The sequence below is a fragment of the Knoellia tibetensis genome, assembly GCF_048606415.1.
Lineage (GTDB): Bacteria > Actinomycetota > Actinomycetes > Actinomycetales > Dermatophilaceae > Knoellia > Knoellia tibetensis.
In genome coordinates, this window is record NZ_JBMBWF010000001.1 from 43,168 (window position 1) to 63,620 (window position 20,453).

The window sequence follows — 20,453 nt, forward strand, 5'->3', positions numbered from 1 at the left end:
AGCGCCAGCGAGTGACTCTGCGACGTCGCAATCAGTCGGTGGTGGGCGTGCCGGTCGCGACGAGGGTAGAGCGGCGGCCGGGCCCGCGGTGCAGGCGCCACATGCCACACCGGACGAGCTCGTCGAGCTCGTCCACGAGCAGCCGGGCGACGGCCCCGGCCTCGGCGTCCTCGGCCGCCCGCTCGGACGCGTCCACGACGAACCGCAGGTGCAGCCGTGGCTGCGGGTGGCCCGTTCCCACGCCGGCGACGTCGAGCAGCCGGTCCTCGACGACGTGCGTCTTGGCGAGGACGGCCTCGGCCGCGGGCAGGACGGCCTGCGGAGCCACGCCGGCACGGACGTCGAGCACGTCGACCGTGACGCGATAGGACGGCATCGGCTAGGGCAGCGCCCCGGCGAGGGCGGCCTCGACGTCGTCGACGAGGTCGAGGACCGACTCGAGACCGACCGAGATGCGGATCGTCCCGTCGGTGATGCCGACCGCCGCCCGGGCCTCCTCGGTGAGCCGCCGGTGGGTCGTCGTCGCCGGGTGGGTGACGAGCGACTTCGCGTCGCCGAGGTTGTTGGAGATGTCGACGAGCCGCAGCGCGTTCATGACCCGGAAGGCGACGTCCTTGCCTCCCTCGACCTCGAAGGTGACGACGGTCCCTCCCCCCGTCATCTGGCGCAGGGCGAGCTCGTGCTGCGGATGGCTCTCGAGGAAGGGGTGGACGACCCGGACGATGCCGCGGCGTCCCTCGAGGTGACGGGCCAGCGTGAGGGAGTTCTCGGCCATCTGCCGCACCCGGATGCTCATCGTCTCGAGGCCCTTGACGAGGACCCAGGCGTTGAAGGGCGACATGGCCGGGCCGGTGTGGCGCATGAGGTTCTTGACCGGGCCGTCGACGAACTCTGCCGGGCCCAGCACCGCGCCGCCGAGGACGCGCCCCTGCCCGTCGATGTGCTTGGTCGCGGAGTAGACGACGACGTCGGCGCCGTGCTCGAGCGGGCGCGAGAAGACCGGCGTCCCGAAGACGTTGTCGACGACGACGGTCGCACCGGCCGCATGCGCGAGCGTGGAGACCGCCTCGATGTCGACGAGCTCCTGCATCGGGTTGCTCGGGGTCTCGAAGAAGACGGCTGCGGTCGGCTCGGACAGGGCCGCCTCCCACTGGGCGAGGTCGGGCCCGTCCACGAAGACCGCCTCGACGCCGAACCTCGGGAGGATCTCGTCGATGATGACGAAGCACGACCCGAAGAGGGCGCGCGACGCGACGATGCGGTCACCCTTGCCGCACAGCGCGGCGAGGGCGACCCAGACGGCGGACATCCCCGAGGACGTCGCGTAGCAGGCCTCGGCCCCCTCGAGCTGGCGCAGCCGCTCCTCGAACATCGAGACCGTGGGGTTGCCGTAGCGGCTGTAGATGAACTTCTCGATCTCGTCCTTGAAGGCCGCCTCGGCCTGCTCGGCGGACTCGTAGACGAAGCCCGACGTGAGGAACATCGCCTCGCTCGTCTCGTCGAAACCGGTGCGGGACAAGCCTCCTCGCACGGCGAGGGTCTCGGGGCGGAACGAGCGCCCGGTCTCCTCGCTCACCTCAGCCCTGCTTCCACGGGAGGCCGGCGACCTTCCACCCGGACACCGTCCGGTGGCCCTGCGCGTCGTGAGGACCCTCGAACCCCTCGAGGACGTTGTATGCCGGCCCGAGACCGGCAGCCGTCGCCGCCTCCGCGGCCGCGACCGACCGGACACCCGAGCGGCACACGAAGTAGATCGGCGTGCCCTCGCCGACACCGGCGGCCCGAAGGTCGTCGACGAAGCCGTCGTTGACGCTGCCGTCGGGGTAGCGCTGCCACTCGACGAGCACGGGGAGGCTGCCGTCGTCGAGCAGCGGAACCCCGACGTAGGCCCACTCGGCCCGGGTGCGCACGTCGACGAGGACGGCGTCCTCGGAGGCGGTCACCGCGGCATACGCCTCGGTGGGGGTGACGTCACCGGCATAGGTCATGCGCGCCAGCCTAGGCTCGCGCCGTCGTGCGGTCGCGGGTCGTTCAGAGACCGGACTCGGGGGTGCGCACGAGGATCCGGCGGCACTCCTCGCAGCGCAGCACCTCGTCCTCGGGGGCGTCCTTGATGGTCCGCAGCTCGACGGGGTTGAGCTCGAGCTGGCATCCACCGCAGCGACGCTGGCGCAGGGCCGCGGCGCCGGTGCCGCTCGTCGCGCGGATCTTCTCGTAGAGGGCGACGAGGTCGTCACCCACCTCCTCGACGACGGTGTCGCGCGGGGCGGCGACGGCGGTCTCCTCCGCCGCGAGCTCGGCGAGGCGCTCGTCGCGGGCCTTCTCGAGCGTGGTCAGCCGTTCGGTGAGCTCGGCCCGGCCGCGCTCGAGCTCGGCGACGTCGGACTCGATGGCCTCGGCCCGCTCCATGACCTCGAGCTCGACGTCCTCGAGCTCGCCCTGGCGGCGGGCGAGGGACTCGAGCTCGTGCTGGATCGCGGTGAGGTCCTTGGCCGTGCCGACACCGGAGTCGAGCCGCTGCTGGTCGCGGGTCGCGCGGTCGCGGACCTGCTGGACGTCGGCCTCGGCCTTGCGGATCTCGCGCTGGACGTCACCGAGCTCCGTGCGCGACCGGACGAGCTGGTCGTCGAGCAGGCGGGCCTTGCCCTCAAGGTCGGCGATCTCGGCGAGCTGCGGGATGGTGCGGCGCGCGTGGTCGATCTGGGACAGGCGCGTGTCGAGGGCCTGGAGGTCGAGCAGCCTGGACTGGCGGGTCGGGTCGGCCTTCACGCGGTACCTCCGAGGTTCTCCGCCCCGACCGTGAAGGTCCACGGGTCGGTGCGCACTGTGCTGATGTCGATGTCCACCCTAAGCGCAGCGCCGAGGGCGTCCCGCAGGGTCGTCAGCCAGACCGCCTCGCTCGACCAGTGACCGGCGTCGATCAGGTAGGGCGCTCCCCCGCGCGCCTCCTCACGGGCCTCGAGTGCCGGGTGGTGGCGCAGGTCGGCCGTCACGTAGACGTCGGCGCCGCTCGCGCGCACCGCGTCGAACTGGTCGTCCCCGGCGCCGCCGAGGACGGCCACCGTCTCGACCGGCGCGTCGGCCGGGCCCGAGACCCGCAGGCCGCCGGCGGCGGGTGGGAGGACGGCATACAGGGTGGTGGCGAACGCTCCCAGGGTCGTCGGCGAGGCGAGCCGCCCGACACGACCGAGCGGCTGGTCCTCGACGACCGCGAGCGGCCGCGTGTCCTCGAGCCCGGCTGCTGCGGCGAGGGCCTCGCAGACACCCGTGGCCGCCACGTCGGCATTGGTGTGCGCGACGTAGAGAGCGATGTCGCCCACGACGAGGCCGGTGACGCTCGCGCCCTTGGCGCTCGTCGTCGCGACCGAGTGGATGCCGCGCAGCAGGAGCGGGTGGTGGGTGACGAGGAGGTCGGCGTGCAGCTCGCGGGCCTCGTCGATGACGGCGAGCGTCGGGTCGAGGGCGAGCAGGATGCGCTCGATCGGCTGCTCGGGGTCGCCGGTCACGAGACCGACCTGGTCCCACGACTGCGCGGTCGCGGGCGGGTAGAGACGGTCGAGGACGTCGACGACGTCCCGCAGGGTGGCGGTCACGTGGGCCCGGCCGGCCTCGAACCGACGACACCCGCGGTGTAAACGCGGTGCTCTACCAACTGAGCTACAGGCCCCCACACGGCTCCCGGCCGTGTGCGGTCGCCCATTGTGTCAGGACTCGGTCAGGCCCGGGCGAGGGCGTGGTGGTAGCCGCTGAAGTCGCGGCGCTCCCCGATCCCCGTGACGAGGGACCAGCGGATGACGCCGTCGGGGCCGATGAGGAAGGTCCCCCGCCGAGCGACGCCGGCCGTCTCGTCGAAGACGCCGTAGGCGCGGGCGACCTCGCCGTGCGGCCAGAAGTCGGAGAGCAGCGGGAAGAAGTAGGCGTCGCGGTCGGCGTAGGCGCGCAGCGAGAACATCGCGTCGCACGAGACGGTGAGGACCTGGACGTCCTCGGTGACGTAGGCGCCGAGGTTGTCGCGGATCTCGGTGAGCTCGCCGGTGCAGATGCCCGAGAACGCCCACGGGAAGAAGACGAGGAGCACGTGGCGGTCGCCGAGGTGGTCGGCGAGCGAGACGTCCTGGCCGTTCTGGTCACGCAGCGTGAACATCGGGGCCTGCTCCCCCACGGGGAGACCGGTCAGCACGTCGTCCATGACGAAGAGTCTGCCGCAGGAGGTGTCAGCGCCGCCCCTTGGGGGCGACGAGCTTGGTCGCCCGCCAGTCCGGCGACGCGTGGAACGCACCGGCTGTGTGGAGACCGGCGGTGGCTGCGGCCTCGTCGATCTCGGAGGGGTCGACCGCGCCCTTGTCGCGGTTCTTGGGGGTGAGCGCGACGACGAAGCCACCCTCCTGGAGCACGCCGACGAGGTCGACGAGGGCGTCGGTGAGATCGCCGTCGCCGGACCTCCACCAGAGCAGGACCGCGTCGGTCTCGCCGGTGTAGTCGTCGTCCTCGAGCTCGGACCCGATGACGTCCTCGACGGCGAACCGGAAGTCGTCGTCGACGTCCTCGTCCCAGCCGAGCTCCTGCACGATCTGCTCGGCGACGAAGCCGAGGCGACCGACGGTGCCCGAGCCGTCGGGCCCGGGTTCGGCGGCAGGTGCTGCGGGGGTGTTCACGGTCGGCTACCTCTCATCGTGCGGTGCTGGGGGCTCTAGTTGACTAGGAACGGCGTCCGTCGTGCAAGCGGTTCCAGAGATTTGCCGTGCGGCGCGCGACCGTCCCGCCTCGTCACGCAGCAGACCGGTCGCCGTGCCGGCCTCCAGGTGCTGGACCTGCACGGACACCGGACCGGGCGTGGAGACAAGGGTGACCGTCGCGAGGTCGAGGCGCCGGTCGATCGGCCCCTGCGAGAGCGTGAGCGACTGGACCCGAGCGTGCGGCATGACCGACACCCGTCGCCAGAACCGTCCGGTGCGGACCATGAGCGAGTGCGCGGACACGGCGAACCCGTTGCGCCGCCAGCTCAGCGGGTCGAGGATCCGGGCGCGCTCGGAGACCGTCGTCCACCCGGCCTCGCCGCCCTCGCCGAGCGCGGCCTGCCGGAGGTCGTCGGCCGAGAGCGCGGGGTCGAGCAGGGCGAGCACCTCGAGCGCCTGGTCGAGCGTCCCCACGGGCAGGACGGTCGTGTCGTCGTCGCCGGAGCCGCCGGAGGGGTCCTGACCGATGCCGGCGACGTTGACATGGACCCGCCACCAGCCGACGGGGCGCCACCACAGCGGCTGCACCATGCCGACCGCCTGGATGCGGTGCAGCGGGATCGTCGTCGTGCGCTTGTCGGTGAGCCCGTGCTGGACCCGGGCGGCGGTGCCCGTGTCGCCGAGGCGGAAGTTGCCGTGCTTGAGCAGCTCGCCGACCCGGTTGACCGCGATGCCGAACGCGAGCGGGCCGAGAGCCGGCAGGGCGATCGCCGCTCCCGTGAGTGCCTCCAACGTCGATCCGTATGCCGCGAGCGCCACGCCCGCGGTCACGAGCGCCACCGCGCCGAGAAGGATCGTGCCGCCGTGGAGGATCGTCGCGACGAAGAGACGGGAGTTCGGGACGCGCAGGACCTCGCGCCCCTCGTCGGGGTCGAGGAGGCCGGTCGCGGGGAGGCCGGGTGCGACCTGGCCGGGTGCGGCCTGGCCGGGTGCGACCTGGCCGGGTGCGGCCTGGCCGGGTGCGGCGTGGCCGGGTTCGGCGCGGCCGACGGCGGCCGCGCCGCCCTCGGCGGCCGAGGTCGGACCGGCCTCGTCGCGGCGCCCGGCGAGGGCGAGCAGCTGGCGGCGCACCTCCTCGGCGCGACGCGCGCCGAGGAACGCGAGCCTGAGGTGCGAGTCGCCTCCGCCGGCGGACTGGACGATGACCTGTGAGAGACCGGTGATCTGGGCGAGCAGCGGCCGGCTGATCTCGATGGCCTGGACGCGCTCGAGCGGGACCTGGCGGTGCTCGCGGAAGAGCCAGCCCTTGCGCAGCTCGATCTGGCCTGCGGCGACGCGGAACTTCGAGAAGCGCCACGTGAGCCAGCCGACGAGCCCGATGACGGCGAGCACCGCGACGATCGCGGCCGCGGCGGCGAGCGAGTGGTCGAAGAGGAAGGCCAGCCCCTCGCGCAGGCCGCGCTCAGACCCCTCGTCGCCCTCGCCGCCACCGCCGAGACCGCTGAAGAGGTCGTCGACGAACTGGGAGCCGGCGTAGCCGAGAATCGCGACGCCGACGAGCCCGCCTCGCAGGATGGGCGAGAGCGGGTGGAGGTGCTGCCACTCGTGCAGCTCGGGGACGCGCGGGTCCGCAGCCCGCACACCCGGGTCCGCATCCGGCATACGCGGGTCGGCATCCGGCTCACGCGGGTCCGCCACCGGCATACGCGGGTCGGGGTCCGGCATACGCGGATCCTGGTCCGTCACAGGCCTGCTCGCTGCGCCTCGCCACGCGAGGCGAGGCGACCCCGCAGGGCCTCGGCCTCCTCGAGCGGGAGCCCGGGCAGGGTGCCGCCGCTCTGGGGCGAGGCCGTGTGGAACTCGCACGACGCGATGCCCCGCGAGCGCATGAGCGGACCGGACTCGACGTCGATGTACTGGAGGCGGCCATAGGGGATGCTCACGAGCGACCGGAAGACGCGGCCCTTGCGGATGACGATCTCCTCGGGCAGCTCGATCCACGAGATCGCCGAGACCTGACGGCCGATGAGCCACGCGCCCCATGCGAGGACGGCGGCGGCCACCGCGGCCCCGATCCAGAACCACACCGAGAGCAGGACGGCCAGCACCGCGAAGGCGACGACGAACGGTACGAGGCAGGCGGTGAGGGTGATGAGCCGCACGGTGCGCAGGGCGGGGCTCACGGGGCGCCACGGCAGCTCGTCACCTCGGAGGGTGACGGCGTCCGGGTCGAGCGCGGAGGTCATGGCCACAGCCTGCCAGCCGACCCACGTGTGACGACGGCCACTCCCGAGTGACAGGATGGTCGGGACGACCTCTTGGTCGAATCCGCAAGCAGAAGGGACATCGTCGTGACGTTTCGCGAGGAAGCCGGCCCGATCCTCAATGGCCTCCCGAGCAGCCTCACCGACATCGACCCCGAGGAGACCTCGGAGTGGTTGGACTCGCTGGACCAGGTGATCGACGAGGGTGGCCGCCAACGGGCGCGATACCTCATGCTGCGTCTCCTCGAGCGCGCCCGCGAGAACCAGATCGGCGTCCCGTCCCTCACCGCGACCGACTACGTCAACACCATCGACCAGGAGCAGGAGCCCTGGTTCCCCGGTGACGAGGAGGTCGAGCGGCAGTACCGCCGGTGGATCCGCTGGAACGCCGCGGTCATGGTGCACCGCGCCCAGCGACCCGGCGTCGGCGTCGGTGGTCACATCTCGACCTACGCGTCGGCCGCGACCCTCTACGAGGTCGGCTTCAACCACTTCTGGCGGGGCCAGGACCACCCGGGCGGTGGCGACCAGATCTTCTTCCAGGGTCACGCCTCCCCCGGCATGTATGCCCGCAGCTTCCTCGAGGGCCACCTCGGCGAGACCGACCTCGACGGCTTCCGCCAGGAGAAGAGCCACCTCGTCGACGGTCGCATCCGGGCCCTGTCGTCCTACCCGCACCCGCGGATGATGCCGGACTACTGGCAGTTCCCGACGGTGTCGATGGGCATCGGCCCGATGAACGCGATCTACCAGGCGCAGTTCAACAAGTACCTCCACAACCGCGGCATCAAGGACACGAGCGACCAGCGCGTGTGGGCCTTCCTCGGCGACGGCGAGATGGACGAGCCGGAGTCGCGTGGCCTGCTCCAGCTGGCAGCCACCGAGGAGCTCGACAACCTCACGTTCGTCGTCAACTGCAACCTGCAGCGGCTCGACGGCCCGGTGCGCGGCAACGGCAAGATCATCCAGGAGCTGGAGGCGTTCTTCCGCGGCGCCGGCTGGAACGTCGTCAAGGTCATCTGGGGCCGCGGGTGGGACCCGCTGCTCGCCGCCGACCGCGACCACGCACTGCGGCACATCATGAACACGACGACCGACGGTGACTACCAGACGTTCCGTGCCAACGACGGCGCCTACGTCCGCGAGCACTTCTTCGGGCGCGACCCGCGCACCCGCAAGATGGTCGAGGGCCTCACCGACGACCAGATCTGGCACGACCTGCAGCGGGGCGGCCACGACTACCGCAAGGTCTACGCCGGCTACCAGGCCGCGGTGCACCACACCGGCCAGCCGACGGTCATCCTCGCCCACACCATCAAGGGCTACTCGCTCGGCAAGGGCTTCGCCGGCCGCAACGCGACGCACCAGATGAAGAAGATGACGGTCGACGACCTCAAGGGCTACCGCGACGTCCTGCGCCTGCCGATCACCGACGCGCAGATCGAGGAGAACCCCTACCAGCCGCCGTACTTCCACCCGGGTGAGAACGACCCGACGCTCCAGTACATGCTCGAGCGGCGGCGCGCGCTCGGTGGTCAGATCCCGGAGCGGCGCAGCAAGTACACCCAGGTGACGCTGCCGGGCGACGACGCCTACAAGCAGGTCAAGAAGGGCTCGGGCAAGCAGACCATCGCGACGACGATGGCGTTCGTCCGGCTGCTCAAGGACCTCATGCGGGACAAGGAGTTCGGCAAGCGGATCGTGCCGATCATCCCCGACGAGGCCCGCACCTTCGGCATGGACAGCTTCTTCCCGACGCTCAAGATCTACAACCCGCACGGGCAGAACTACACCCCGGTGGACCACGACCTCATGCTCAGCTACCGCGAGTCCGAGCAGGGCCAGATCCTCCACCTCGGCATCAACGAGGCCGGCTCGGTCGCCGCGTTCACCGCCGCCGCGACGAGCTACTCGACGCACGGCGAGCCGATGATCCCGATCTACATCTTCTACTCGATGTTCGGGTTCCAGCGCACGGGCGACTCCATCTGGGCCGCCGCCGACCAGATGGCCCGCGGCTTCCTCATCGGCGCCACCGCCGGGCGCACCACGCTCACCGGAGAGGGCACCCAGCACGCCGACGGCCACTCGCCGCTGCTCGCCTCGACGAACCCGGCCGTCGTCGCCTACGACCCGGCCTTCGGCTACGAGATCGGGCACATCATGCGCGACGGTCTCGAGCGGATGTACGGCGAGACGCCCGAGGACCTCATCTACTACCTCACCGTCTACAACGAGCCGATCGTCCAGCCGGCCGAGCCCGAGGGCGTCGACACCGAGGGCATCCTGCGCGGCATGTACCTCCTCGAGAAGGCCGACACGTCCGGCTGGACCCACACCCCGGCGCGCGCCCAGCTGCTCGCGTCCGGCGTGGGCGTTCCGTGGGCGCTCGAGGCACAGCGGCTCCTCGCCGACCACTGGGGCGTCGCCTCCGACGTCTGGTCGGTGACGTCGTGGGGCGAGCTCCGCCGCGACGGCCTCTCGTGCGACGAGGAGGCCTTCCTCCACCCGGAGAACGAGGCCCGCGTGCCCTACGTCACGCAGAAGCTCAAGGACGTCGAGGGCCCGGTGCTCGCGACCTCCGACTACATGCGCGCCGTCCCCGACCAGATCGCGCAGTGGGTGCCTGGCGAGTTCCACTCGCTCGGCACCGACGGCTTCGGCTTCGCCGACACCCGTCCCGCGGCCCGTCGCTTCTTCCACGTCGACGGCCCCTCGCTCGCGGTCCGCACCCTCCAGGTGCTCGCCGCCCGCGGTGAGGTCCCGGCCGACGTCCCCGGCAGGGCCGCCGAGAAGTACCAGCTCCTCGACGTCCGCGCCGGCACGAGCGGCAACGAGGGCGGCGACAGCTGACCCTCACCCATCCAGCCGCCTGCGCCCGTCACCCTCCGTGGTGGCGGGCGCAGCCGTTTCCCTCCGTATGCCGTGCCACGCCTCCCTCGGTGCCGTCTCGCGCCCCCGCCCGGCCAGCCACGCCTGTCTGTGCGAGCCAAGGATGGCGGGCTCGCTCGCCAACCGTTGGCTCGCTCGGGGGCGCGGGTCAGAGCCAGCCGCGGTCGCGGGCGTGCACGGCCGCCTCGCCCCGGGTCGAGGTCCCGGTCTTGGCCATCGCCGACGAGAGGTGGTTGCGGACCGTCCCTTCGGACAGGTGCACCGCCCGCGCCACGACCGCGACGGGTGCGCCGCCGAGGGTGGCGCGCAGGACGTCCTGCTCACGGGGCGTGAGCGGGTTCGCCCCCTCGATGAGCGACTCCGCGGCCAGTGCGCCGTCGACGACCCGCTCCCCAGCATGCACGCGCCGCACCGCGGCCGCGAGCTCCGAGGCCGGAGTGTCCTTGACGACGAACCCCGAGGCGCCGGCCTCGAGCGCCCGTCGGACGAACCCGGGGCGGCCGAACGTCGTCACGACGAGCGCGCGCGTCGACAGGCCCGACGCCGCGATGGCCCGGCAGACCTCTATGCCGTCGAGCCCGGGCATCTCGACGTCGACGAGCGCGACGTCGACCTCGTGCTCTCGCAGCAGCCCGAGCACCTCGTCGCCGCGACCGGCCTCGGCGACGACCGAGAGGTCGGGCTCGAGGCCGAGCAGGGTGACGATGGCGCCGCGCACGAGCGCCTGGTCGTCGGCGACGAGGACGCGGATGACCGCTCCCGGGTCGCTCACAGGGTCACCTCGAGCCTCGTGCCCGGCCGCGCGTCCTCGACCCGCAGCACTCCCCCGGCCGCGTCGACCCGCTCGCGCACGCCGCGCAGGCCGTTGCCCTCGCGGAGTCCCGACGCGCCCCGGCCGTCGTCCTCGACGGTGAGGGACGAGGCGCCCAGGGCCACCCGGCATACGGAGGCTCCGCTGTGGCGCACGACGTTGGTGACGGCTTCGCGCAGGACCCACGCGAGGACGACGCGGTGCCGCGGGTCGACGACCGTGAGGTCCTCCGGTAGGTGCGCCGCGATGCCCGCGGCCTCGAGCACCCGTGCGGCAGAGGCGATCTCGTCGTCGAGGCGGGCGGAACGGATGCCACCCACGGCGGCGCGCACCTCGGCGAGCGCCTGTCGGCTCAGCGCCGCGACCTCGGCGATCTCGCGTCGCGCACGCTCCGGGTCGGTGGTGACGAGCCGCTCGGCGACGTCGGCCTTGAGGCTCATCGCCGTGAGGGTGTGACCGACGACGTCGTGGACGTCACGGGCGAGCCGGTCGCGCTCGGCCGAGACGGTGAGCTCGGCGGCGAGCTCGTCGTGCAGGATGCTGCGCCGCTCGATGGTCCGGACGACGGCGGTGACGACGGCGACGAGGATGACGATGCCGGGGAGGTACCACGTGTCGGACAGCTCGCTCGAGACCGAGGTCAGCAACACCGTGAGCCCCACGACGACGACGGCGAGACCGACCGCCGCCCACATCGGCAGGACGAACATCGCGAGCGCGACGAGGTAGGGCCCGCCCCCGACTGAGGCCGCCCCGACGATCAGGTGGATGAGCACGCAGATCGCGACGAGCACCGCGAGGTGGGCAAGACCGCCACGGACGACCTCCTGCTCCGAGCGGGCGCGACCCAGCGCGCGGAACCCGTGGATGTAGACCGCGGCGAAGAGGGCGAAGAGGACGACACCCGTGACCACGCGCGGCCGGCTCGCGCCGCTGTCGACCACCCCGGCGACCGGGAAGGCGAGGAAGACGAGCCAGACGCCGCCCATGACCCACCCCCAGCGCTGCCAGGGGTGGGTCGGTGTGCCGGCCACGCCGCTCACTGCCGCCCGCGGCTGCGCCGCACGAGCCAGGTGGCGAGCACCGCGAGAATCGTCGTCCACGCCGCCACGTTAGCCACTGACATCCACAGGGCCTCACGGACCATCGTTCCGTCGCCGGCCACGACGAAGCCCTCGGTGAGCGGGTAGCGCGCGAGCGAGACGTAGCCGTAGAGCGGGGTGAACCGGGCGATGTCGAGGAGCACACCGCTCAGCGGGAAGAAGATGTTGCCGAGGAAGCCGAGCACGACGAGCGAGCCAGCGGCCGCCGAGACCGCCGCCTCCGACCGGAACGCCAGCCCGAAGACGAGGCCGTAGAGCGCGAAGAGGACGGCGCCCACGACGAGGATCACGGCGCTGCCCAGCCATGCGCCCACCGTGCCCTCGGCGCCGGTGAGGAGCCCGAGGACGTAGACGACGAGGATCGGCAGCGCCGCGACGGCGAGCGCGACCGCGGCCTTGGTCGCGACGTAGGTGCCGTCACTGAGCGGCGTGAGGCCGAGCTGGCGTCCCCAGCCCTGCATCCGCTCGACCGCGGCCGTGCCGCCGATGCCGACGGTCGCGGTGACCGCGCCGTAGGCGGCCATCGAGATCATGACGTAGAGGGCGACGTTGCCATTGCCCGCGTTCTCCTGCGAGTAGCCTGCGCTCGCCCCGAAGAGGAGGTACATGAAGCCGGGGAGGCCGACGACGAAGAACATCGTCACGAGGTCGCGCAGGGTCCGGCGCAGCTCGATCCATGCGTATGCCGTCCGCTTGCCTCGCGTGGCCGTGATGGCGCTCATGCCGCTGCCCCTTCGGTGACAGGGGTCGAGGACCCGGCGAGCGCCGAGGACCCCGTGAGGGCGAGGAAGGCCGACTCGAGCGAGCCGGTGGTGATCTCCACGTCCCTGCCGCCGAGGGTGGTGAGCAGCATCCGGGCGACTGCGTCGGAGTCCGACGTCGTCACCCTGAGGCGGTCGCCGTCGACGCGGACGTCGTGCACCGTTGCGAGGGTGCGGAGCTCGGCGCCCGCGCGGTCGACGACCTCGGGGGCGAGCCGGGCGGCGACGGTCCGGCCGAGCGCCGTGGAGCGGATGACGTCGGCGGGACCGTCGGCGACGACCCTGCCGCCGGCGACGAGGACGATCCGGCTGGCGAAGTCGTCGGCCTCCTCGAGGTAGTGCGTGGCGAAGACGACCGTGCGCCCCTGCGCGGCCTCGTCGTGCATCGCGTCCCAGAAGGCGCGGCGCGCGGCGACGTCCATGCCGGCCGTCGGCTCGTCGAGGACGAGCAGCTCGGGGTCGGGCAGGAGGGCGAGGGCGAAACGGAGCCGCTGTTGCTCGCCGCCCGAGCACTTCGAGACCTTGCGCGAGGACACCGCGGTGAGGCTCGCGCGGCGGAGGACGTCCTCGACCGGGGCGTGGACGGCATACGTGCTCGCGATGAGCTCGACGGTCTCGCGCACGCTGAGGTCGCGCAGGAGTCCCCCGGTCTGGAGGACGGCCGCGATGCGGCCCGCGCGCACGGCCTCGCGCGGTGACCCGCCGAGGACCCTGACCTCGCCCGAGGTCGGGGTGGTGAGGCCCAGGAGGAGGTCGAGGGTCGTCGTCTTGCCGGCGCCGTTGGGCCCGAGCAGCGCGACGACCTCGCCGCGGTCGATCGTGAGGTCGACGCCCCGGACCGCGCGGACGGTGCCCGCGCGGCCGGGGAACGACTTGGTGAGGGCCGTCAGCTCGACGGCTGGGTGCTGTGGTGAGGACATGCCCCAAGGCTCCGCCGGCGAGCACGGCCCGCGACAGTGCCGGACGCCACGACCTCGCCGTGACATCTGTCAGGGGTCAGCGAGCGAGGAACTCCGTGCGGGCCGCCACGCAGATGTCGGGCTGGTCGCAGAAGACGCCGTCGACGCCGGCCTCGAAGTAGCGCGTGACCTCGTCTCCCATGCGGCCGTGCGTGGCCGGGTCGGTGCCGACGCGGTAGTCGACCGGGAGGAACTGGTTCTCGGCGCGGAAGGTCCACGGAGTGACGTCGAGCCCGACGCGGTGGGCGTCGGCGACGATCGTCGTCGGCGTCCCGAGGGTCCCGTCGCTGCGGCGCGGGATGACCCGGCTCTTCTCGACGCCGAGGCCGTCGATGTCCTTGGCGAGCTGCTTGAGGCTCGCCGGGGCGATGAGGTCGGTGTAGCTGCGCGGGTCGCCCTGGGCCTCGAGGTCGTAGGGCCGGCCGCTCGCGCTCACGAGGAAGACGAGGTTGGCCTTGTAGCCGAGCTCGTCGTCGAGCCGGAGGAGCGGGGTGAGCTCGAAGCTCTGCACCCACACGGCGGCGTTGGGTCGGTTGAGGCCGAAGGCCTCGAGCTCCTCGACCACGGCGACGTCGGGGTCGAACCCCGCCTCGTGCAGGAAGGTCGAGTGCTTGATCTCGGGGATGACGCCGATGGTGCGGCCCGTCTCGGCGCTGAGCTGCTGGCGCAGGGCGAGCACCTCGCTCAGCGTCGGCACCTCGAACTGCCCGTCGAAGCTCGCGCTCTCGGTGCGGACGGTGGGCAGGCGTTCCTCGGCGCGCAGCGTCTTGAGCTCGGCGAGCGTGAAGTCCTCGACCCACCAGCCCGTGATCGGCTTGCCGTCGAGCTGCTTGGTGACCCGGCGGTCGGCGAACTCGGGGTGCGCGGCGACGTCGGTCGTGCCGCCGATCTCGGGCTCGTGGCGGTCGACGAGGACGCCGTCCCTGGTCATGACGAGGTCGGGCTCGATGTAGTCCGCGCCCTGCTGCACGGCCAGCCGGTAGGCGGCGAGGGTGTGCTCGGGGCGGTAGCCGGACGCACCGCGGTGGGCGTGCACCAGGGGCTCGGTGAGCTTCGCCCGCCCGTTCGACGAGGGTGGTGCGTCGGCTCCGGCAGGCGCCGTCGTGGCGACGGACGGGAGGGCCACACCGGCCGCGACGACAACGGAGATCAGGGGTCTCATCATGTCCGCCAACGTAGGGCGGTTGGGGTGATCCCGCCTGTCGAGGACGTGGACGCGAGGTGACGGGCGCGCGTCCGGCGAGCCACGGCATCGAGCGGATTTGTGGTTATGCGCGCGGCTGTATAGTCTTGCAACGTGTCCAAGGTCCTCACCTCCCTGCCCGTCGGCCAGCGCGTCGGCATCGCCTTCTCCGGAGGTCTCGACACCTCCGTCGCCGTCGCGTGGATGCGCGAGCGAGGCGCCGTTCCCTGCACCTACACGGCCGACCTCGGCCAGTACGACGAGCCCGAGATCGACACCGTGCCCGACCGTGCCGGCGACTACGGCGCCGAGGTGGCCCGGCTCGTCGACTGCCGCAGCGCGCTCGTCGAGGAGGGCCTGTCCGCGCTTGCGTGCGGCGCCTTCCACATCCGCAGCGGCGGCAGGACCTACTTCAACACCACTCCGCTCGGCCGCGCCGTCACCGGCACCCTGCTCGTGCGGGCGATGCAGGCCGACGACGTCTCGATCTGGGGCGACGGCTCGACCTTCAAGGGCAACGACATCGAGCGGTTCTACCGCTACGGCCTGCTGGCCAACCCCGACCTGCGGATCTACAAGCCCTGGCTCGACCCGGCGTTCGTCAGCGAGCTCGGCGGCCGGCATGAGATGAGCGAGTGGCTCACGCAGCGCGACCTTCCGTACCGCGCGAGCGCAGAGAAGGCCTACTCGACCGACGCCAACATCTGGGGCGCGACGCACGAGGCCAAGACCCTCGAGCACCTCGACGAGTCGATGGAGATCGTCGAGCCGATCATGGGCGTCAAGCACTGGGACCCCTCGGTCGCCATCGAGTCCGAGGACGTCACGGTGCGCTTCGTCCAAGGTCGTCCCGTCGCGATCAACGGCGAGGACCTCGACCCCGTCGCCCTCGTCGACCTCGCCAACACCATCGGTGGGCGGCACGGCCTCGGCATGTCGGACCAGATCGAGAACCGGATCATCGAGGCCAAGTCGCGCGGCATCTACGAGGCGCCGGGCATGGCGCTGCTCCACATCGCCTACGAGCGGCTCCTCAACGCCGTCCACAACGAGGACACGATCGCGAACTACCACGCGGAGGGTCGCCGCCTCGGCCGCCTGCTCTACGAGGGCCGGTGGCTCGACCCGCAGAGCCTCATGCTCCGCGAGGCCATCCAGCGCTGGATCGCGTCGGTCGTCTCCGGCGAGGTCACCCTCCGGCTGCGGCGCGGCGACGACTACTCGATCGTCGACACCCGGGGCGAGAACTTCAGCTACCACCCGGACAAGCTGTCGATGGAGCGCGTCGAGAACGCCGCCTTCGGCCCGCTCGACCGCATCGGGCAGCTGACGATGCGCAACCTCGACATCGCCGACAGCCGGGCCAAGCTCGAGCTCTATGCCGAGCAGCCGGTCGACCAGGGCCAGCTCCTCGTCGAGAACGGGACGCTCTTCGGAGACCTGCCCGCCGGTGGCTACGACCGCATCACCGACAACCCGGCGGCCTCCGGGCCGGACGACAACGCCCTCGACGCGGCGGCCATGGAGTTCGGCACCGACTGACCGACACGCCTGCTGTGCTCGAGCGGAGCCTCTGGCGTCCGCCGACGCACACGAGGCATGCTTCGGCCATGGACAACCGACGGATCCTCGATCGCGTCGTCGCGACGCTCGGCGTGCTGGGGCTCTTCGGGGTCCTGCCCTTCTTCGTCGCCGCCGGGCTGGCCGCTCCACTCTGGGCCGTCGTGCTCCTGCTCGCCTTCTGGCTCGTCCTGCTCGTCGTCGCGATCCGGCAGTTCACCCGCCGGCCGTGGCTCGTCCTCGCGCTGCCCTTCGTCGCCGCCGCCGTGTGGTGGCTGACGATGACGCTCGGGGAGTCGGTCCTCGGCTGGCAGGCCTGACCTCGCACGACTCAGGGCCACGCGGCAACCCGAGAAGGTCACGGGACGGTATACGTGTTGTGCACGGCATACAAATAGACTGCCCTCGTGGCCACGACGCGAACACGCCCCTCGGCGGCGACCCGGCGCCGGGTCGAGCGCGCGGCCGGCGACCTCGGCGCCGCCGCCGTGCAGCAGATGGAGAGCTCGCACGGGTGGTACAGGGCGCTGCCACCCGAGGAGCGGTCGTGGGTCGGCCTCGTCGCGCAGGCCGGCATCCGCTCGTTCATCGAGTGGTTCACCGGCAGCCAGGACCAGGCCCACGTCACCGCCGACGTCTTCGGGACCGCGCCGCGTGAGCTGACCCGCTCGATCAGCCTCGGCCAGACCCTCGACCTCGTCCGCACGGTCGTCGAGGTGGTCGAGCGCGAGTCGATAGGGCTCGCGGCCGGGAACGACGAGGTCAAGGTCCGCGAAGCGGTGCTGCTCTACTCCCGCGAGATCGCGTTCTCGGCGGCGGAGGTCTACGCCCATGCCGCCGAGGCCCGCGGCGCGTGGGACGCCCGCCTCGAGGCGCTCGTCGTCGACGCGGTCATCCGCGGCGAGGCCGACGACTCGATGCAGTCGCGCGCGTCGGCCCTCGGCTGGGGCACGACGAGCGACGTGTGCGTCATCGTCGGGTCCACCCCGAGCACGGGCGCCGCACAGGTGGTCGACCAGCTCCACCGTGGCGCGAAGCGGCTCGGTGTCGAGCTGCTCGTCGCCATCCACGGCCGGCGCGTCGTCTGCATCGCCGGCCGGGTCTCGGACGCGCTCGAGACCGCGTCCCACCTCGGCAGCCACTTCGGCGCCGGCCCGATCGTCGTCGGTCCCGTCGTCCCCCACCTGTATGCCGCCGGGCGCAGCGCGCGGGCCGCGCTCTCGGGCCACACGGCCGCCCCCGCCTGGCCCACGGCGCCTCGGCCGGTGCGCAGCGACGACCTTCTCGCGGAGCGGGCGCTCCTCGGCGACCTGCCCGCTCGGGCCTCGCTCGTGTCGCGGGTCTATGCACCGCTGTCGGCGAGCGGTGGCGGCAACCTCCTCGAGACGGCGGCGGCCTACCTCGACGGCGGTCTCGGGCTGGAGGGCACCGCGCGCACCCTCTTCGTCCACCCCAACACGGTCCGCTACCGCCTCGCCAAGATCGCCGACATCATCGGCTACGACCTCACCGACCCGCACGACGCGCAGACCGTGCGGCTCGCCCTCGCCTACGGACGAGTAGCCCCCGAGCCCGCAACGCGCGTGACCCGACCCTCCGCCCGCGCGTTGTAGGAACCCTACAGAAGTCTGCGGCGAGGTTCGTCGCCGCCACTCGCCCCCCGAGGGTGCCCGGGCGGACACGCTGAAGGGGTGCTCGTGATCGTCTGCCCTGGACAGGGCTCCCAGACCCCCGGCTTCCTCACCCCCTGGCTCGCCATCCCCGGCGTGCGCGAACGGCTCGGCTGGCTCTCCGCCGTCGCCGGCATGGACCTCGTCAAGCACGGGACCGAGTCCGACGAGGAGACCATCAAGGACACGGCCGTCGCCCAGCCGCTCATCGTGGCGTCGGGCCTCGTCTCGCTCCTGGCACTCTTCGAGCACCCGGCCGACGGGTTCCGCCTCGTCGGTGCGGGAGCCGGCCACTCCGTCGGTGAGATCACGGCCGCCGCGGCAGGTGGGGTCATCTCCGCCGAGCAGGCCATGGTCTTCGTCCGCGAGCGCGGCCGCGCGATGGCCGAGGCCAGCGCCGTCACCCCGACGGGCATGAGCGCCGTCATGGGCGGCGATCCCGACGACGTCGCGGCGACGATCGAGCGCCACGGCCTCACCCCCGCCAACATCAACGGCGCCGGACAGGTCGTCGCCGCCGGCACGATGGAGCAGCTCGCCGCCCTCACCGCCGAGCCGCCGGCCAAGACCCGCGTCATCCCGCTCAAGGTCGCCGGCGCCTTCCACACCCAGCACATGGCGCCCGCCGTCGACGTCCTCGCCGGCTACGCCAAGGCGATGTCGACCCACGACGCGCGCGTGCCGCTCGTCTCCAACCGCGACGGCGCCGTCGTCCACAGCGGCCGCGAGGTCCTCGGGCGCCTCGTGAGCCAGGTGAGCAACCCGGTGCGCTGGGACCTCACGATGGAGACCTTCAAGGAGCTCGGCGTCACCGGCATCATCGAGATCCCGCCGGCCGGCACCCTCGCCGGGCTCGCGAAGCGCGTCCTCAAGGACGTCGAGATCCTCGCGCTCAAGAGCCCGGACAACCTCGAGCAGGCGCACCGCATGGTCAAGGAGCACGCCAAGTCCTCCGGTGTCGCCCAGGACCCGACGTGGCGTCTCGTCATCAGCCCCGCCAAGGGCATGGTCTCGTTCACCCACAGCGAGGTGGGTACCGCGGTCGAGGCCGGCAGCGTCGTCGCGACCGTCGGCACCCTGCGCGACACCTACGAGGTCGTCGCCCCGCACGGTGGCCGCGTCGTCGAGTGGCTCGTCGAGGACGGAGACCCCGTCTCTCCCGGCCAGCCCGTCCTCCGCCTCCACCCGAAGGAGGGCTGACATGGCCGGCACCATCTCCCCGTCCACCGGCGCGGCCCACGCCCGGATCGCTGGCGTCGGCGCCTACCGCCCCCGGCGCGTCGTCCCCAACTCCGAGATCGTCGACGCGATCGACTCCTCGGACGAGTGGATCCAGGAGCGCTCCGGCATCAAGACCCGGTACTTCGCCGGCGAGGGCGAGAGCATCATCGACATGTCCGAGGCCGCCACGCGCGACGCCCTCGAGATGGCCGGCATGGAGCCCGGCGACGTCGACGCCGTCGTCCTCGCGACGGTCTCGCACCCCTACCAGACCCCTGCCGCCGCGCCGATGCTCGCCGACCGCATGGGCATGGACAAGCCGGTCGCCTTCGACATCTCGGCCGCGTGCGCGGGCTACTGCCACGGCATCTCGATCGCCAGCGACATGGTGCGTGGCGGCAGCGCCCGCAACGTCGCCGTCATCGGCGTCGAGCGCCTCTCGGACTTCACGAGCCGCACCGACCGCGGGACCGCCTTCATCTTCGGCGACGGTGCGGGGGCCGCGATCGTCACCGCGTCCGACTCCCCGGGCATCGGTCCGACGGTGTGGGGCTCCGAGGGCGACAAGTGGGACGTCATCGCGCAGAACGAGAGCTGGATCGACGTCCACGAGCAGAAGCTCGACTGGCCCACCATCGGCATGCAGGGCCAGAGCGTCTTCCGCTGGGCCGTGTGGAGCATGGCGCCGGTCGCGCAGCAGGCGCTCGACGCCGCCGGTGTCACGGTCGACGAGCTCGACGCGTTCATCCCCCACCAGGCCAACGTCCGGATCATCGACGCCATGTGCAAGCAGCTCAAGGTGCCCGAGCACGTCGCCGTCGCCCGCGACATCGTCGACTCGGCCAACACCTCCGCGGCCTCCGTGCCGCTCGCGACCGAGCGCCTCCTGCGCGAGGGCCTCGCCCCGCGCGGCGGCCTCGCCCTCCAGATCGGCTTCGGAGCAGGCCTCTCGTATGCCGCCCAGGTCGTGACGCTCCCCTAGGGACTCCCGCGGTCCACGGGTCACCTCGGACCACAGCACCACTCGCACCACGCACCACCCCACAGCGTCCGCACCCGGCGGACCGAACGATGAAGGAGCAGCAGACATGGCTCAAAGCGAGCAGGAGATCCTCGCGGGTCTCGCCGAGATCGTCAACGAAGAGACCGGTCTCGACCCGGAGAGCGTCCAGAGCGACAAGGCGTTCACGGACGACCTCGACATCGACTCGCTGTCGATGATGACGATCGTCGTCAACGCCGAGGAGAAGTTCGGCGTGCGCATCCCCGATGACGAGGTCAAGAACCTCCGCACCGTCGGCGACGCCGTCTCGTTCATCCAGTCCAACCAGAGCTGACCCGCTCGCCCCTTCG

Annotated in this window: 21 protein-coding genes and 1 tRNA gene; 7 read left to right on the top strand and 15 right to left on the bottom strand. The window is 72.0% G+C overall.

Going from position 1 to position 20,453, the window contains the following annotated elements; genetic code table 11:
* Positions 1-31: 31 nt before the first annotated feature.
* From ACOJV7_RS00220 to ACOJV7_RS00265, 10 genes are all read right to left on the bottom strand, one after another.
* Complete coding sequence (locus ACOJV7_RS00220) at positions 32-376, bottom strand: hypothetical protein (protein ID WP_420188145.1); 345 nt, start codon at positions 374-376, stop codon at positions 32-34.
* Positions 377-379: 3 nt separating this feature from the next.
* Positions 380-1,576: an O-succinylhomoserine sulfhydrylase gene (locus ACOJV7_RS00225; protein WP_420188146.1), complete on the bottom strand. Its 1,197-nt coding sequence runs from the start codon at positions 1,574-1,576 to the stop codon at positions 380-382.
* A gap of 1 nt (position 1,577) precedes the next feature.
* Positions 1,578-1,988 (bottom strand): rhodanese-like domain-containing protein, encoded by a 411-nt coding sequence (locus tag ACOJV7_RS00230; RefSeq protein WP_420188147.1) that lies wholly within the window; start codon positions 1,986-1,988, stop codon positions 1,578-1,580.
* Between the two features lie 43 nt (positions 1,989-2,031).
* The gene (locus tag ACOJV7_RS00235) at positions 2,032-2,769 is read right to left on the bottom strand and encodes a zinc ribbon domain-containing protein (protein ID WP_420188148.1); all 738 of its coding nucleotides are present in this window, start codon (positions 2,767-2,769) and stop codon (positions 2,032-2,034) included.
* Positions 2,766-3,593: a Nif3-like dinuclear metal center hexameric protein gene (locus tag ACOJV7_RS00240; RefSeq protein WP_420188149.1), complete on the bottom strand. Its 828-nt coding sequence runs from the start codon at positions 3,591-3,593 to the stop codon at positions 2,766-2,768. The genes ACOJV7_RS00235 and ACOJV7_RS00240 overlap by 4 nt, the downstream gene beginning before the upstream one ends.
* A 1-nt stretch (position 3,594) precedes the next feature.
* A tRNA-Val gene (locus ACOJV7_RS00245) sits at positions 3,595-3,667 on the bottom strand.
* A gap of 48 nt (positions 3,668-3,715) precedes the next feature.
* A complete protein-coding gene (locus tag ACOJV7_RS00250) occupies positions 3,716-4,189 on the bottom strand; it encodes a peroxiredoxin (RefSeq protein ID WP_420188150.1) in 474 nt (157 codons plus the stop codon).
* 25 nt (positions 4,190-4,214) lie between these two features.
* Positions 4,215-4,655, bottom strand: a complete 441-nt coding sequence (locus ACOJV7_RS00255; protein ID WP_420188151.1) for a DUF3052 domain-containing protein — start codon at positions 4,653-4,655, stop codon at positions 4,215-4,217.
* Between the two features lie 6 nt (positions 4,656-4,661).
* Entirely contained in the window at positions 4,662-6,401 is a 1,740-nt protein-coding gene (locus ACOJV7_RS00260; protein WP_420188152.1) for a PH domain-containing protein, read from the bottom strand.
* A 17-nt stretch (positions 6,402-6,418) separates the two neighbouring features.
* Positions 6,419-6,922 carry a PH domain-containing protein gene (locus ACOJV7_RS00265; RefSeq protein WP_420188153.1) on the bottom strand — a complete coding sequence of 168 codons (504 nt, stop codon included), beginning with the start codon at positions 6,920-6,922 and terminating at the stop codon, positions 6,419-6,421.
* A gap of 105 nt (positions 6,923-7,027) precedes the next feature.
* On the opposite strand from ACOJV7_RS00265, the gene aceE reads away from it, so the two are divergent.
* Positions 7,028-9,793, top strand: coding sequence for a pyruvate dehydrogenase (acetyl-transferring), homodimeric type (gene aceE / locus ACOJV7_RS00270; RefSeq protein ID WP_420188154.1), 2,766 nt, complete (start codon positions 7,028-7,030; stop codon positions 9,791-9,793).
* 187 nt (positions 9,794-9,980) lie between these two features.
* On the opposite strand, the gene ACOJV7_RS00275 is transcribed toward aceE, so the two are convergent.
* The 5 genes from ACOJV7_RS00275 to ACOJV7_RS00295 all read right to left on the bottom strand — a co-directional run bounded on the left by ACOJV7_RS00275 (position 9,981) and on the right by ACOJV7_RS00295 (position 14,631).
* Positions 9,981-10,604, bottom strand: coding sequence for a response regulator (locus ACOJV7_RS00275; protein ID WP_420188155.1), 624 nt, complete (start codon positions 10,602-10,604; stop codon positions 9,981-9,983).
* Positions 10,601-11,746, bottom strand: coding sequence for a sensor histidine kinase (locus ACOJV7_RS00280; protein ID WP_420188156.1), 1,146 nt, complete (start codon positions 11,744-11,746; stop codon positions 10,601-10,603). The genes ACOJV7_RS00275 and ACOJV7_RS00280 overlap by 4 nt, the downstream gene beginning before the upstream one ends.
* Positions 11,683-12,468 carry an ABC transporter permease gene (locus ACOJV7_RS00285; RefSeq protein WP_420188157.1) on the bottom strand — a complete coding sequence of 262 codons (786 nt, stop codon included), beginning with the start codon at positions 12,466-12,468 and terminating at the stop codon, positions 11,683-11,685. The genes ACOJV7_RS00280 and ACOJV7_RS00285 overlap by 64 nt, the downstream gene beginning before the upstream one ends.
* Complete coding sequence (locus ACOJV7_RS00290; protein ID WP_420188158.1) at positions 12,465-13,427, bottom strand: ABC transporter ATP-binding protein; 963 nt, start codon at positions 13,425-13,427, stop codon at positions 12,465-12,467. The genes ACOJV7_RS00285 and ACOJV7_RS00290 overlap by 4 nt, the downstream gene beginning before the upstream one ends.
* Before the next feature lie 76 nt (positions 13,428-13,503).
* Entirely contained in the window at positions 13,504-14,631 is a 1,128-nt protein-coding gene (locus tag ACOJV7_RS00295) for a glycerophosphodiester phosphodiesterase family protein (RefSeq protein WP_420188159.1), read from the bottom strand.
* A 132-nt stretch (positions 14,632-14,763) separates the two neighbouring features.
* Here ACOJV7_RS00295 and argG point away from each other — a divergent pair, with 132 nt between their 5' ends.
* The 6 genes from argG to ACOJV7_RS00325 all read left to right on the top strand — a co-directional run bounded on the left by argG (position 14,764) and on the right by ACOJV7_RS00325 (position 20,437).
* On the top strand, positions 14,764-16,191 hold the full coding sequence (gene argG / locus ACOJV7_RS00300) for an argininosuccinate synthase (RefSeq protein ID WP_420188160.1): 1,428 nt from the start codon (positions 14,764-14,766) through the stop codon (positions 16,189-16,191).
* A 68-nt stretch (positions 16,192-16,259) separates the two neighbouring features.
* On the top strand, positions 16,260-16,529 hold the full coding sequence (locus tag ACOJV7_RS00305; RefSeq protein WP_420188161.1) for a hypothetical protein: 270 nt from the start codon (positions 16,260-16,262) through the stop codon (positions 16,527-16,529).
* An 87-nt stretch (positions 16,530-16,616) separates the two neighbouring features.
* Complete coding sequence (locus ACOJV7_RS00310; RefSeq protein ID WP_420188162.1) at positions 16,617-17,822, top strand: PucR family transcriptional regulator; 1,206 nt, start codon at positions 16,617-16,619, stop codon at positions 17,820-17,822.
* Positions 17,823-17,900: 78 nt separating this feature from the next.
* Entirely contained in the window at positions 17,901-19,079 is a 1,179-nt protein-coding gene (locus tag ACOJV7_RS00315; protein ID WP_420188163.1) for an acyltransferase domain-containing protein, read from the top strand.
* A 1-nt stretch (position 19,080) separates the two neighbouring features.
* On the top strand, positions 19,081-20,082 hold the full coding sequence (locus ACOJV7_RS00320) for a beta-ketoacyl-ACP synthase III (RefSeq protein WP_420188164.1): 1,002 nt from the start codon (positions 19,081-19,083) through the stop codon (positions 20,080-20,082).
* Between the two features lie 106 nt (positions 20,083-20,188).
* Positions 20,189-20,437 carry an acyl carrier protein gene (locus ACOJV7_RS00325; protein ID WP_035946101.1) on the top strand — a complete coding sequence of 83 codons (249 nt, stop codon included), beginning with the start codon at positions 20,189-20,191 and terminating at the stop codon, positions 20,435-20,437.
* The last annotated feature ends 16 nt before the right edge of the window (positions 20,438-20,453 follow it).

Excerpts from the sequence above, each read along its gene's own strand:
- ACOJV7_RS00295 (WP_420188159.1), bottom strand. The coding sequence starts at position 14,631 with ATGATGAGACCCCTGATCTCCGTTGTCGTCGCGGCCGGTGTGGCCCTC.
- ACOJV7_RS00260 (WP_420188152.1), bottom strand. The coding sequence starts at position 6,401 with ATGCCGGACCCCGACCCGCGTATGCCGGTGGCGGACCCGCGTGAGCCG.
- ACOJV7_RS00220 (WP_420188145.1), bottom strand. The coding sequence starts at position 376 with ATGCCGTCCTATCGCGTCACGGTCGACGTGCTCGACGTCCGTGCCGGC.
- ACOJV7_RS00265 (WP_420188153.1), bottom strand. The coding sequence starts at position 6,922 with ATGACCTCCGCGCTCGACCCGGACGCCGTCACCCTCCGAGGTGACGAG.
- ACOJV7_RS00320 (WP_420188164.1), top strand. The coding sequence starts at position 19,081 with ATGGCCGGCACCATCTCCCCGTCCACCGGCGCGGCCCACGCCCGGATC.
- ACOJV7_RS00325 (WP_035946101.1), top strand. The coding sequence starts at position 20,189 with ATGGCTCAAAGCGAGCAGGAGATCCTCGCGGGTCTCGCCGAGATCGTC.
- ACOJV7_RS00305 (WP_420188161.1), top strand. The coding sequence starts at position 16,260 with ATGGACAACCGACGGATCCTCGATCGCGTCGTCGCGACGCTCGGCGTG.
- ACOJV7_RS00250 (WP_420188150.1), bottom strand. The coding sequence starts at position 4,189 with ATGGACGACGTGCTGACCGGTCTCCCCGTGGGGGAGCAGGCCCCGATG.
- ACOJV7_RS00230 (WP_420188147.1), bottom strand. The coding sequence starts at position 1,988 with ATGACCTATGCCGGTGACGTCACCCCCACCGAGGCGTATGCCGCGGTG.
- ACOJV7_RS00290 (WP_420188158.1), bottom strand. The coding sequence starts at position 13,427 with ATGTCCTCACCACAGCACCCAGCCGTCGAGCTGACGGCCCTCACCAAG.
- ACOJV7_RS00285 (WP_420188157.1), bottom strand. The coding sequence starts at position 12,468 with ATGAGCGCCATCACGGCCACGCGAGGCAAGCGGACGGCATACGCATGG.